General features: G+C 43.9%; 11 protein-coding genes. All 11 read left to right on the forward strand.

Annotated elements, in window-relative coordinates; all coding sequences use genetic code 11:
* Positions 1–10 precede the first annotated feature (10 nt).
* Entirely contained in the window at positions 11–1,309 is a 1,299-nt protein-coding gene (gene aroA, locus ACZ449_RS07990) for a 3-phosphoshikimate 1-carboxyvinyltransferase (protein WP_464260496.1), read from the forward strand.
* A 14-nt stretch (positions 1,310–1,323) separates the two neighbouring features.
* On the forward strand, positions 1,324–1,998 hold the full coding sequence (cmk, locus tag ACZ449_RS07995; protein ID WP_464260497.1) for a (d)CMP kinase: 675 nt from the start codon (positions 1,324–1,326) through the stop codon (positions 1,996–1,998).
* On the forward strand, positions 1,991–2,584 hold the full coding sequence (locus ACZ449_RS08000) for a lysophospholipid acyltransferase family protein (protein WP_464260498.1): 594 nt from the start codon (positions 1,991–1,993) through the stop codon (positions 2,582–2,584). The genes cmk and ACZ449_RS08000 overlap by 8 nt, the downstream gene beginning before the upstream one ends.
* A gap of 19 nt (positions 2,585–2,603) precedes the next feature.
* The gene (locus ACZ449_RS08005) at positions 2,604–4,328 is read left to right on the forward strand and encodes a LytS/YhcK type 5TM receptor domain-containing protein (RefSeq protein WP_464260499.1); all 1,725 of its coding nucleotides are present in this window, start codon (positions 2,604–2,606) and stop codon (positions 4,326–4,328) included.
* The gene (locus ACZ449_RS08010) at positions 4,321–5,088 is read left to right on the forward strand and encodes a LytR/AlgR family response regulator transcription factor (RefSeq protein ID WP_464260500.1); all 768 of its coding nucleotides are present in this window, start codon (positions 4,321–4,323) and stop codon (positions 5,086–5,088) included. Before ACZ449_RS08005 ends, ACZ449_RS08010 begins: the two co-directional genes overlap by 8 nt.
* A gap of 217 nt (positions 5,089–5,305) precedes the next feature.
* Complete coding sequence (locus tag ACZ449_RS08015) at positions 5,306–7,165, forward strand: carbon starvation CstA family protein (RefSeq protein ID WP_464260501.1); 1,860 nt, start codon at positions 5,306–5,308, stop codon at positions 7,163–7,165.
* Between the two features lie 140 nt (positions 7,166–7,305).
* Positions 7,306–9,267 carry a bifunctional 4-hydroxy-3-methylbut-2-enyl diphosphate reductase/30S ribosomal protein S1 gene (locus ACZ449_RS08020; RefSeq protein ID WP_464260502.1) on the forward strand — a complete coding sequence of 654 codons (1,962 nt, stop codon included), beginning with the start codon at positions 7,306–7,308 and terminating at the stop codon, positions 9,265–9,267.
* Between the two features lie 8 nt (positions 9,268–9,275).
* Entirely contained in the window at positions 9,276–10,337 is a 1,062-nt protein-coding gene (fni, locus tag ACZ449_RS08025) for a type 2 isopentenyl-diphosphate Delta-isomerase (RefSeq protein WP_464260503.1), read from the forward strand.
* 104 nt (positions 10,338–10,441) lie between these two features.
* A complete protein-coding gene (locus ACZ449_RS08030; RefSeq protein WP_464260504.1) occupies positions 10,442–11,206 on the forward strand; it encodes a DUF1614 domain-containing protein in 765 nt (254 codons plus the stop codon).
* A complete protein-coding gene (gene spoIIP / locus ACZ449_RS08035) occupies positions 11,196–12,407 on the forward strand; it encodes a stage II sporulation protein P (RefSeq protein ID WP_464260505.1) in 1,212 nt (403 codons plus the stop codon). The genes ACZ449_RS08030 and spoIIP overlap by 11 nt, the downstream gene beginning before the upstream one ends.
* Before the next feature lie 134 nt (positions 12,408–12,541).
* Complete coding sequence (locus ACZ449_RS08040) at positions 12,542–13,849, forward strand: DUF512 domain-containing protein (RefSeq protein ID WP_464260506.1); 1,308 nt, start codon at positions 12,542–12,544, stop codon at positions 13,847–13,849.
* The last annotated feature ends 90 nt before the right edge of the window (positions 13,850–13,939 follow it).

The raw sequence follows: 13,939 nt of genomic DNA on the forward strand, positions 1-13,939 counted from the left end.
GATTACGATTATGGGTGAAACCATGAAAATACAAAAAACCGTTGGTTTAACCGGATCAATCACTATTCCCGGAGATAAGTCAATATCGCATCGCAGCATCATGCTGGCTGGGCTTGCTGATACACCTGTGACAATAACAAACTTTTTGCATGCAGCTGACTGCTGGTCAACAATCCACTGTATGCGAGCCTTGGGGGTAATTGTTGAACAAGATGAGGACGGTGTACTTACTGTCAAAGGTAATGGTTTCTATGGACTGAGTGAGCCTAATGATGTACTTGATGCTGGTAATTCGGGAACTACCATGCGGCTGTTAACTGGCTTATTGGGTGCGCAGTCGTTTTTTAGTGTAATGACAGGTGATGCTTCGCTTAGAAAACGTCCGATGGCTCGAGTAATCACACCGTTAGCCCAAATGGGCTTAAAAATAGCAGGACGTGGTCAATCACGCTATGCACCACTGGCCATCAGCAAGGCTGAACAAGTGCAGGGGATTGAATACGATATGCCTGTTGCCAGCGCCCAGGTAAAATCAGCTATATTACTGGCAGCACTTTACGCCAATACGCCCACCACCCTTACTGAACCCATGCCCTCACGCGATCATACTGAGCGCATGTTTGAAACATTTGGGATACCTGTCAAACGGACAGGTAAAGCCATTATCCTTGAACCAGTACAAAAAATTGCAGCTCCCAAGCAGCTTGATGTTCCTGGTGATATCAGCTCAGCGGCTTTCTGGCTGATAGCTGCTTCGATAATTCCTAATAGTCAATTGGTATTAATCAATGTGGGTATCAATCCGACACGTACTGGTATTCTTGATATTTTACAGCAAATGGGCGCAGATATAACCATTACCAATGAGCGGTGGAGTGGTCGGGAACCGGTAGCTGATATTGTTGTTCGTACAGCAACTCTCAAAGGCGTGACAATTGAAGCAGAGATTATCCCACGTCTTATTGATGAAATTCCCATACTTGCCGTAGCTGCTTTATTCGCCCAAGGGCAAACGGTTGTCAAAGGGGCAGAAGAACTCCGTGTAAAAGAAACTGATCGTTTACGGGCAGTTGCTTTAGAACTGGGGAAAATGGGAGCTAGAATTACTGAAAATCCAGATGGCCTTGTTATCGACGGACCGCAAATATTAAACTCTGCCAGCTGCGATTCCCACCATGATCATCGTATGGCCATGGCACTGGCGGTTGCTGGGTTAGCTGCGCAAGGTGTTGAAATTAAAGAATCTGATTGTGTGAAAATTTCTTATCCTGACTTTTTTGAAGTTTTATCGAAATTAAGACAGGACTAACAGGGAGGCAACTCATGAAGCGCTTAATTATTGCCATTGATGGGCCGGCTGGTGCAGGGAAAAGTACTGTAGCTAAGCTTACTGCCCAAAAAATGGACTATAACTATATAGATACCGGAGCTATGTATCGGGCCGTTGCCTGGCAGGCACTCCAACAAGGCGGCGAACCTACGAATCAAGCAATTGCTGAATTAGCGCGTAACCTAGATTTGAAGCTGGAATATATAAATGGTAAAACCAATGTAACTATTGCTGGCCAAGACATTACTGAAGCGATCCGCACCCCAGAAGTTAGTCGGCTTGTACCCAAAGCAGCCCAAGTAGCCGAACTTAGAGCGGTTATGTTGAAATTACAGCAAGACATGGCCCGGCTGGGTGGCGTTATTATGGACGGTCGGGATATTGGTACTCATGTTTTACCACATGCTGATATAAAAGTTTTTTTGACAGCCTCTATTGCCGAACGGGCGAAACGTCGCTGGCAGGAGTTAACGCAGAAAGGGTATACTATTAAGCTAACTGAACTGGAAGCTGAGATTGCTTCTAGGGATAAGGAAGACCGAGAGCGGGAACTCGCACCTTTAATTGCCGCAGCTGATGCTGTCACCATTGATACTACCGAATTATCTATTGATGCTGCGGTCACAAAAATAGTAGAATTGTGCAGGGAGAAATTGACTGGTGTATGAGTTATTGCGATTTTTCTTTACCATTCTTTTTTCATCCTTATTTCGCTGGAGAACTTCCGGGATTGAGAATGTTCCTGCAGGCGGCGTTATCATTGCCGCCAATCATATAAGTCTTTGGGATCCACCGGTAATTGGCACTGCCCTACCGCGTAAGGTTCACTTTATGGCTAAGGAAGAGTTGTTTGCAAATCCTGTATTTGGCTGGATCATAAGCAAATTAGGAGCTTTTCCCGTAAAGCGCGGTGCAGCCGACAGAACTGCCATTCGCACTGCGTTGAGACTCCTTGAAAATGGGTCTATTCTTGCAATATTTCCGGAAGGAACCCGTAGTAAAGATGGAAAATTAGGATCTCCAGAAGCAGGATTGGCTCTGTTGGCGCTTAAGTCCGGCGTTCCGATTGTACCGGCTGCAATTATTGGCACAAATAAAATATTTCGTGATAACCAAGTGCTGCCTAAGTTTCGAGTAATTTTTGGCAAACCGATTCTGCTTAACCGCGATATTGCCGGCAAAGAGAGTATGGAAATAATGAGTACCCAGGTTATGGCTGAAATTAGTCAGCTCTTACAAAAAGCAGATAATTAGTAAGTAAGCAGGTATAAGCATGGAGAACACTACAATTGAAGTATTGGATACAAACTTATCCATAATCTTAGTGCAGCGGATTGCCATAATCGCTGTTTTCGCCTATGTTTTATCGCATACACAAGCATTTCGCCTAATTTTCAAAGAAAATACTACTATCCGTGAGAAACTAGTATTAATCTTTATCTTTTCACTAATCTCCATTGCCGGTACCTATTTTGGTATTCCGATTGAAGGAGCACTTGCTAATGTCCGAGATACGGGAACCATTGTTGCGGGCCTCCTAGCCGGACCGGTAGTAGGCACCGCAGTCGGCCTCATTAGCGGTATTCAGCGCCTTTGTTTGGGGGGCTACACGGCTCTGCAATGCAGCATTGCTACTTTGCTTGGCGGTATCCTTGCAGGTTACATTCACATGCGCACAAAACCTAAAGCTCCCGAATGGATTACTGGTATAATTACTGGTATTTGCGTTATTTTACTCAGCATGGGGTTAATTATATTATTTGCTAAACCTTATGAAACAGCCTTATCGCTGGTTAAACAAATTACTATTCCTATGGCAATGGCCAACTCGCTTGGAATTGCCATCTTTATGATTATTATTCATAATGCTCGAGAACATCAGACCAAAATTGCTGCTCTGCAAACACACAGAGCACTTCGGATAGCCAATGTTACCTTACCCCATTTTCGGCAGGGATTAAATTCGTTATCGGCAGAAAAAGTAGCTGCTAACATATTAAGCATGACATCAGCTGCAGCAGTAGCAATTACTGATTTGGAACGGGTCTTAGCCCATATTGGGTTAGGCAGTGATCACCATGCCAAAGGAATGCAGATAGTTACTAAGCTAACCAAAGCCTGTCTGGCTCAAGAACAGATTACTGTTGCACATACCCAGAAAGACATTGGCTGTAATGTACCCGCTTGTCCCTTAAAGTCAGCCATAGTAGTACCGCTATATTGTCGGGACGAGATAGTCGGCACGTTGAAAATGTATTATGCCCATGAAGAGGAGCCTACAGCACTTGATATTGAATTTGCCCAAGGTCTTGGGCAGGTATTTGGCACACAGCTTGAATTATCAGCTCTCCAGCATAAGGCCGAATTAGCAGCAAAGGCTGAGCTCAAAGCGCTCAGAGCCCAGATTAATCCGCATTTTTTATTTAATTCGTTAAATACTATTGTTTCTTTCTGTCGTACCAATCCAGATAAAGCACGTAAACTTTTAATAGAATTGAGCGAATTCTTCCGCCGCAGTCTAAAATCGGCCCGTGATTTTGTAACCCTCAAAGAAGAATTGGAGCATGTAGACTCATATCTAACCCTGGAACAGGCTCGGTTTGGGGATCGGCTAATTATTGAACAAGTTGTTTCACCAGATACCATGGATATATTAATTCCTACTTTCACACTTCAGCCCTTGGTGGAAAACGCTGTCAAACATGGCCTTTTAGCTAAAGCTAATGGTGGTACCATTCATATTGAAGCTAAAACAATCGGACGGCAAGTTGAAATTTCCATAACTGACAATGGCCAAGGCATTCCCCCCGATATCCAGGAACAAGTGTTGGAAGCTGGCTTTGGCAAAGGGGCAGGAGTGGGACTGACCAATGTGAACGAACGCCTTAAAGCCATCTATGGAATCAAACATGCTCTCACCATTCACAGTGTAGAAGGACAGGGGACAACCGTATTACTTCATATTCCTATTGATGTCGAGGTGGTTGTTAATGGCTAATCAATTACAGACAATTAGGGTTATGATTATTGATGATGAAGAACCAGCACGTAGTGAGTTAAAATATCTATTAGAACAATTCAAGGAAGTTACTATTGTTGGCGAGTTTTCAAGCGGTGAAGCAGCGATTAATGCCGCAGCATCACTCAATCCACATTTAGTTTTCATGGATATTGAAATGGCAGGTTTAAACGGCCTGCAGACTACTGAAAAATTAAGTATTGCTAACGTAGTACCACTGGTTGTATTTGCGACTGCTCATGAAGAATTTGCCGTAAAGGCTTTTGAGCTTAATGCCGTCGATTATTTACTAAAGCCTTTCTCTGAAAAAAGGCTGGCTAAATGTATTGAAAAAGTTCGTACATTACTCTCTGAATCTGTGCCAGCAAATTCCAAGAAGCAAGACAATGACTTGTTTGTACCCTATAGCCTACAAAAACTGGCGATAGAGCACAATGGTAAAGCTTCCGTAATTGACACAAAAGACATTATCGCTGTATGTTGTGCGGAGGGCCAATTATCCATTCATACTTCTCATAAATGCTACTACTCTAATATGCCTCTCCAAGATTTGCAGTCTCGCCTTGATGAACATTTGTTTTTCCGCACACATCGTGCTTATCTGGTTAATATTGAAAAAATCCGAGAGATAATTCCATGGTTTAATGGTACTTATAATCTAATATTAGAGGGATTAGCTGAAGAAGTCCCCGTAAGCCGCCAACAAGTTTCAAAACTTAAAAAAATGTTTGGCTTATAATTTGTCATGTAACTATGTAAAAAAATTCTGCAATTAACCAGGATGATAATGTATTTCATCCTGGTTTTTTGTCATTTCACCACATACATATTGCTTGCAGCTACGATATGCTGTATTATTTGAAATATAAAGAAAATTTTAACGAAAGGAGGCTAGTGGCTACTATGTAGGCTCTTCTTTGTGTTCTATTTCTTATTTTGAAAGGAGGACTTATTTAATGAATTCTGTTAGTCTATTAGTAATTGCTGTCTGTGTTTATGTTCTGGCATATAGGTATTATTCAGCTTTTATTTCCGCAAAAGTTCTTGTATTAAATGATGCTAACGTAACTCCTGCCTATCGCTGCAATGATGGCCGTGAATTTGTTCCCACTAACAAATGGGTATTATTTGGTCATCACTTTGCTGCCATCGCTGGTGCGGGTCCGCTTGTTGGTCCGGTACTGGCTGCCCAGTATGGCTGGGGCCCTGGTTTTATGTGGATTTTGCTAGGTTCTGTATTTGCTGGTGCAGTTCACGATTTCATTATTCTATTTGCCTCAATACGCCATAATGGTCAATCGCTGGCCGTTATTGCCCGGCGTGAGGTTGGTCCGGTAAGTGGTGTAACAACGTCCCTTGCTATTCTTTTCATTATTATTGTTGCTCTTGCCGGTTTGGCTATCGTTGTTGTAAACGCTCTCTTTAAAAATCCTTGGGGCTTATACACGTTATCGATGACCATCCCGATTGCTATCCTTGTTGGCCTTTATATGTTTAAAATTCGCCCAGGCGCCATTCGTTCTGGTTCAATTGTAGGTTTCTTCTTAGTACTGGCTGCAGTATTTACCGGTCACTGGCTGAGCCCTGGTCAGCCTTGGGCTGGTATTGCCGATATCTTTAATCTTACCAAACCACAGTTATCAGTCGCATTGCCGCTTTATGGCTTCTTTGCGGCTGTTTTGCCGGTATGGCTCTTGTTAGCTCCCCGCGATTATTTAAGCTCGTATATGAAAATTGGTACAATATTGGCTCTGGCCCTTGGCATTCTCATTGTACAGCCTGCGATCAATATGCCGTTTACCACTAGATTTATGGATGGCGGCGGACCGATTATTCCTGGACCATGGTGGCCGTACCTGTTTATTACTATTGCCTGTGGGGCTATTTCCGGTTTCCACGCCCTGATTAGTTCAGGTACTACTTGTAAGATGATTGAACTTGAATCGCAAGCCCGCATGATTGCCTATGGTGGCATGATCACTGAAGGTTTTGTTGCTGTAATGGCTATTATTTCGGCAGTTGTACTTATGCCTGGTGATTATTTTGCAATTAACAGCCCGGCTGCTGTATTTGCTAAACTGGGGATTCCTACTGTTGAAATTAAAGAGTTATCTCGTTTGGTAGAAATGGACGTTGCCCATCGTCCTGGTGGTGCAGTATCACTGGCAGTTGGTATGGCTCATATCTTCTCCAATATCGGCGGTATGAAGCACCTAATGAGCTACTGGTATCAATTCGCCATAATGTTCGAGGCGCTCTTCATTTTAACTACCATTGATGCTGGTACTCGTGTAGCCCGTTATATTCTCCAAGACATTCTCGGTACCTACGTGTATTCTCCACTTAAAGAAAGCAGTTGGTGGCCAGGTATTCTCTTTACTAGTGGTATCGTAACCTTCTGCTGGGGCTATTTGCTTTATAGCGGCGACGTAGCCACTATCTGGCCACTATTTGGTGTTGCCAACCAACTTTTGGCAGTTATTGCTTTGGCTCTTGGTACAACCATTATTCTTAAAATTGCCCCTAAGAAATGGTATGCTTTGGTAACTTTTGCACCGCTTGCCTTCTTATCAGTAACTGTTATTCTCGCTGGCATAATGAACGTTCAAATGTTCTTTAAGCGTGGCGATACTCTTGGTACTACAAATGGTACTGTTAGTGTTATCCTTATTATTCTCACAGTTATTACCTTGGCTGACTCGATCAGACTGTGGTTAAAACTCTTAAAAACTAATAAGCCGGTTGGTATGAACACCGAGATCACATTTCAGTCTTGTCCTGTTAATCCCAATCCTCCGCCCAACATTCCAAGCTAATAATTAGATTAGGGAAATAAAACCGCCACTATTTTAGCTTTGGCTGAATAGTGGCGGTTTTTATTTGAAACACAGGGATAAAGGGGTTATAATAATAAGATGATTTGATTATACCAAAGACTACCATGCAGGAGGCTAACGTGAAAATTTTATTGGCCGAACACCGAGGTTTTTGTTACGGCGTCAAACGGGCTGTCGAGATGGCCATAAGCTCGCTTGAAGTAAACTGTCCGGTACATACATTAGGACCTATTATCCATAATCCGCAGATGATAAGCCACCTCAAAGAATTAGGCATTAGTACGGTTGATAAACTGGAGGAAATAACAGCAGGCAAAGTCATTATCCGGTCACACGGCGTTGGCCCAGACATATACGACCAGGCTGAAATCAAGCAATTGCAGGTAGTAGATGCCACCTGTCCGCATGTAAAGAAGGCTCAACAAGCGGCCCATGATCTCTTACTAGCAGGCTACAAGGTAGTTATTGTTGGCGAACCTCACCATCCCGAAGTTCAAAGCATTCTTGCCTGGACAAACCAAGCCGCTTCAGTAGTAGAAACACCTACCGAGGCCGAAGCGTTACCATATTATTCCCAACTGGGGGTAGTAGCCCAAACTACATTTGCGGTCGATAAATTTCAAGCTATTGTCACGATTTTACAAGCTAAATGCCAAGAACTCAAGATTGAACGAACCATTTGTACGGCAACCGATCTAAGGCAGCAGTCAGCCATCAATTTGGCAAAAAAAGTAGACATTATGATTGTTGTAGGAGGCAAAAATAGTGCCAATACAGCTCGTTTGGCCAACGTCTGCCAGGATATCTGCACAGCTGCTTATCACATCGAATCAGCTAACGAACTACAGCCTGAGTGGTTTACAGGTGTACAAACTGCCGGGATTACAGCTGGAGCGTCAACGCCCGATTGGGTAATTAAGGAGGTATATGAAAAAATGGAATCACTACATATGACTGATATTATTAAAGTAGAGAATGGTAGTATTATAGAAGGCACTGTGGTTGGTGTTCGGCATGATGAGGTATTTGTTGACATTGGCTATAAGGCCGAAGGAGTTATACCCTTATCAGAACTAGCCTATCCATCACCGCAAACGGCGGCTGATATTGTAAGCGTAGGGCAGGTCATTGAGGTATTGGTGCTTGACGCCGACAGTGCTGATGGTCAAGTCAAGCTGTCTAAGGTCCAGGCCGATCGAATTACTGCCTGGGATAAATTAGAGCAAGCCTTTACTGCTCAACTACCGCTGGAGACTATTATTACTGAAGTTGTTAAAGGCGGGTTGGTTTCAAGTATTTTCGGTATCCGCGGCTTTATTCCCGCTTCCCAGGTTGACCTTAGATTTGTTGAAGAGCTGCAACCATTTGTCGGACAGACAGTCCAAGTAATTCCTATTGAGATTGATCGAGAAAAACAAAAAGCAGTTTTGTCTCGAAAACAGTTGTTAGCGCAAGAACGAGCGGCAAAAGAAAAAGAATTGTTTGCCAAATTGACAGTCGGGCAAAACATTACTGGTAAAGTCAGCCGCTTGGCTAACTTTGGCGCTTTTGTCGATGTCGGTGGTATTGATGGTCTTATCCATATTTCCGATTTGTCCTGGCAGCGGGTAAAAACCCCGCAAGAGGTTGTCAATGTTGGCGATGAAGTAACTGTTGTTGTTCTTAAAGTTGATCCTGAAGCAAAAAAACTTTCACTCAGCTTAAAAGATTTAGAACGCGATCCCTGGTATGCCACAGTTGAAACTTTGGCAATAGGCACTGTCCTGACTGGCACAGTTAGCAAATTGGCTAAGTTTGGTGCATTTGTTGAGCTGCAAAAAGGGGTTGAAGGACTTGTACATATCTCCGAGATGGCTGAGCGCCGGGTAACAAGTCCGGAAGAAATAGTCAGCGTCGGTCAACAAGTAGCGGTTAAGATCCTTGCTATCGACAAAGAAAACAAGCGGATTGCTCTTAGTATCGCCCAAGCCGAACAAGATAAAGAGCGAGCCGAATTCAGCGATTATCTTTCAACTCAAGCTCCTTCAACGGGAGTTACACTTGGCGATAAGTTTGGTCATTTATTCAAGCGGGAGGACTAAAAAAACACATGATACGGCAGTCACGCAAATTGGAACACTTGAAGTATTCTCTGCTCTTAGATGATGGCCCGGCGGCTGCCGGATTTACTGATTTTCATTTGGTGCATAACTGCCTTCCTGATTTGGCGTGGCAGGATATTACTATCAATACAGCTATTGCTGACATCCCTTTGTCACAACCCATTATTATTAATGCAATTACCGGCGGCGCAGCCGATGTCATGCCTATTAACTGTGAGTTAGCCGAGTTTGCCCGGTTGACAGGAGTGGCGATGGCGGTAGGATCACAATATTCCGCTATTGAAGACCCGGCGGCGGCTGAGTCCTATAAAGTGGTAAGAAAGCTTAATCCAAATGGCGTGATATTTGCTAATCTGGGCGCCCATGCTTCCCCTGAGGCTGCTCTTTGTGCTGTTGACATGATTGGTGCACAGGCTATCCAGATTCATCTTAATGCCGGCCAAGAAATCATTATGAGTGAAGGCGACCGCAATTTTAGCGGCTATCTATCTCATATTGAAGCTATTGTCAAAAAAGTGAACGTGCCTGTTATTGTTAAAGAAGTGGGCTGCGGTATTGCCCGTGAACAAGCGCAAGCACTTGCCGATATTGGCGTTAAGGTCATAGATGTAGGCGGCAGTGGCGGCACCAACTTTCTCGCCATTGAAGCTGCCCGCGGACAGCTAACTCTAGATGCTGAGCTGATGTCCTGGGGGATTCCCACTGCTATTGCAGCCGTCGAAGTAATGTCGGCAGTCACACCAGACGTGAATGTGGTTGTATCAGGCGGCGTGCGGACACCACTTGACGTCGTAAAAGCTCTTGCTCTTGGCGGTATGGCAGTAGGCATTGCCGGTCCTGTATTAAAAGTAATTACTTGCCAGGGACTAGAAGCGGCTATCAGCTGGTATGAAAATTTCATTATTGATATAAAACGCTTCATGCTCTTGATCGGTGCTCATACTATCACTGATCTACGGTCAGTCCCGATGGTAATTACCGGTTTCAGTCGAGAATGGCTATCAGCCAGAGGAATTACTACAGCGCAATTTGCGGAGCGAAAAAAATAGGCAAAAAAGCATGGCTTAAAGCCATGCTTTTTGCATTAATTAAGCGGTAACAGCACAAACTAGCCTTGATAAATCAACATTACAGGGCTATGAGGTGAGATAACATGATGAATATGCCGCTTGGGATGATTTTACTGTTAGTTGTCAGTGTGCTGGTTTACTTTGGATTAGCTCAACGAATCTTAGATCGCATGCGCATGACGGATAAACAAGCATTACTATTTATTGCCGGTATTGTTGTCGGCAGTTTCATTGACATTCCCATTATGCGTTCTCCGATGGAGATTACGATCAATGTCGGCGGGGCAGTGCTACCCATTATACTGAGCATCTACTTAATTACCAAAGCAGATGAAACAGCCGAAAGAGTACGGGCAATTGTAGCCGCAGTGCTTGTTGCTGCGACCATATCATTAGGCTCGCGCTATCTGCCATATGAGCCGGAAAACATGTTTCTTGATCCCAAACTAATCTATGGATTAGCAGCTGGCCTTATCGCCTATATAGCTGGTCGTTCTCGTCGCAGCGCTTTTGTCGGCGGTGTTCTAGGCGTCGTGCTCAGTGATATTGTCCACATTATTACACTTTCAGGTCTGGGCATTCCTGGCACTACTTCACTTGGCGGGGCCGGAGCATTTGATGTTACCATTATCGCTGGTATTGTCGCAGTAATGATTGCCGAACTTGTGGGCGAAACCCGGGAAAAGATCCAAGGCGGTCCAGTACTCGGCCCCAACCGGCCTGAAGGATTATATGAATTTAGTAAAGAATTACATCCCAAAGAAAAACAAATAGCGGATCACGAAGTGACTAAGAAGATGGAAGACAGCGATACCTCTGACAAGGAGGGAAACAACTGTGATAAATAAGTTTCTTACTACATTACTGGCGCTGTTATTTATTACAACAAGTGCTTTATGCTACGCTACTGAAAGCAGCAATGGAAATTATTCGACAGTTGTTGATGAAGCTGGTAATTCTGTGTATATGACCGGTTGGAAAATGCAAGCTGGCGATCAGGTACTTACTGAAAATAACCGGCGCTATGAAGTTATTCGCGTTGAGGGAAACATTGCCTATGCTAAATTTCTCGGGGATGTTAACTTATCTGCCTACTATAATGAAGATACAAGTATACTTGGTCGCTTAAAAGCCTATCTTAAGCCGGCCATTGCCGAAGCAGAAGGTGGCGGTAAAGTTGCTGTTTACCACACCCACTCTGACGAATCCTATGTGCCTACAGATGGTGAAGAAAGCATCTTGGGAGCTGGCGGCATTTACAAAGTTGGCGATGCCTTTACCGCATCATTAGAGAAAAAAGGAGTTACTGTCGTCCACTCACAGGCAAAGCATGATCCGCATGACGATATGGCTTATGAGCGTTCTCGTCGTACAGCACTGGATTTGATAAAAAAAGAACAGCCTGATGCTGTTTTTGATATTCATCGTGATGCAGTACCACCGCAGGTATATAAAGGCAACATTGATGGACAAGAAGTGAGTAAAGTCCAACTTGTTGTCGGTAAATACGGACCTACAGGAAAACAAATTGAAGACTATGCACTCCAGATAAAGGCAGCGTCTGACAAACAACATCCCGGCTTGGTAAAAGGAATATTCTTTGCCAAAGGCGGTGATTACAATCAGGATCTGCACCCGCGCTCTATGCTGCTGGAAGTAGGTGCTCACACTAATGATCGTGAATCAGCCGAAAAAGGGATTGCTTTGTTTTCTGATGTTGTGCCTACTGTGCTAGGGAAATCCAGCACTCCCACAGGACCTAATGCTGCCGGGACGACTGGCGCAACGGGTAATACCGGTTTAGGTTCGGCAGCTGGTGGCGCTTCAGGTGCGACTAAATCGATGGGATGGATTTTAGGATTATTACTTGTCGGCGGCGCAGTCTTTTTGCTGCTAAGCACAGGTAGTCTAAAAGAAGCTGGTGCCAAACTTAAAAATTTCACTTCCACCGAGTTTGCTAACTTTATCGGAACCAAGAAAGGCAAGCGGGGTAACAATCCCACAAAGTCAGAGGAGACGAAACAACAACAGGACGATACGAAAAAATAGCTCTTTCTCGGCAGGCTTAGGTCCTGCCTTTTCTTATTTAACTGAAGCGAAGTCTCACTTTATTTTTCCGTTTAATAAACAGGTTGCAGGAAATTATAGCTACTAACGGAATATTAAAGGAAGGGGGGAATACTTTGACATATAAAGGCATTATCTCAAATGTTATACCAGATAGTATCGGTGCTGAAATCGGCCTTGTGCCTGGAGATCGTCTGCTTGAGGTCAATGGAGAGGCTGTTCAAGATATTATTGATCTTAGCTTTGCACTGGCAGAGGAAGAAATTAAATTGTTGATTGAACGATCTTCAGGCGAACAGGAACTCATTGTCTTTGAAAAAGAATATGATGAGGATCTAGGCCTAGAGTTCGAAAGTGCCGTATTCGACAATGTACGCCACTGTGCAAACCATTGTATTTTTTGTTTTGTTGACCAAATGCCTGCAGGCCTGCGTGATAGTCTCTATATCAAAGATGATGATTACCGACTGTCTTTTTTGTATGGGAATTTTATTACCTTGACAAATCTGATTGCGCGTGACCTGCGGCGAATCTCCCAACTTCACTTGTCACCACTGTATGTCTCAGTACATACCACAAATGGTGAACTTAGAAAGCAAATGCTTGGCAGTAAGCAGGCTGGCAACATTATGGAACAGCTGAATGAGCTTGTAAAAAAAGATATCGAGCTTCATACTCAGGTCGTTTTGTGCCCAGGGTTTAATGACGGCAGCGAACTAGAGAAAACCATCAGTGATTTATATGCGATGCACCCGGCGGTGGTGTCACTGGCCATTGTGCCTGTCGGCCTTACTCGGTATCGTGACAACTGTCACCCATTGACTCCATTTTCGCCTGCAGCCGCAGTCGACGTAATTAAGCTAGTACATAAGTGGCAGCAAAAATGCCGGCAAGAAAGCCAGCTATCCTTTGTATATTTGGCTGATGAGTTTTATCTCGCAGCTGGTCAAGAAATTCCCAGTTATGAATTGTATGATGGCTTTCCACAGCTTGAAAATGGAATTGGTCTTGTCCGTAGTTTCCTGGCTGATTGGGAGCAGGAAGCGGTATCGCTGGCAGGGTATTGTGAACCCCACTATATTGATATTGTTTGTGGCGTTTCTGCAGAGAAAATTTTCTCACCGCTTTTGGCTGAGTTTCGTATTCCAAACCTAACAATCAGAATAATTCCCGTAGAAAATACGTTTTTTGGCAGGAACGTAACGGTCACTGGACTTTTGACAGGCGGCGATATTCTTGAAACCTTACAAAAAATTCCTGGTCCTCGCAGTGCTGTTATTATTCCCGGAGTGGCGCTTAGAAAAGGCGAATCTGTTTTTCTGGATAACATGACACTTGATCATATTGCTGCCAAATTAAATGTTCCGGTACGTGCGGCCTACTTTGCTCAGGATTTAAAACAACTGCTTGCCGCCTGGCGGTAATACAGTATAGCGCAACAGGTATCGGAAAAACTATTGCTAACCGGACCTTGATTGTTGTGCACAGCAATCGTTGATTATTAGAAAGATACA

The organism is Desulfosporomusa polytropa (assembly GCF_055380075.1).

Coding starts and splice junctions, on each gene's coding strand:
- aroA (WP_464260496.1), top strand. CDS start 11: ATGGGTGAAACCATGAAAATACAAAAAACCGTTGGTTTAACCGGATCA.
- cmk (WP_464260497.1), top strand. CDS start 1,324: ATGAAGCGCTTAATTATTGCCATTGATGGGCCGGCTGGTGCAGGGAAA.
- ACZ449_RS08005 (WP_464260499.1), top strand. CDS start 2,604: ATGGAGAACACTACAATTGAAGTATTGGATACAAACTTATCCATAATC.
- ACZ449_RS08010 (WP_464260500.1), top strand. CDS start 4,321: ATGGCTAATCAATTACAGACAATTAGGGTTATGATTATTGATGATGAA.
- ACZ449_RS08015 (WP_464260501.1), top strand. CDS start 5,306: ATGAATTCTGTTAGTCTATTAGTAATTGCTGTCTGTGTTTATGTTCTG.
- fni (WP_464260503.1), top strand. CDS start 9,276: ATGATACGGCAGTCACGCAAATTGGAACACTTGAAGTATTCTCTGCTC.
- ACZ449_RS08030 (WP_464260504.1), top strand. CDS start 10,442: ATGATGAATATGCCGCTTGGGATGATTTTACTGTTAGTTGTCAGTGTG.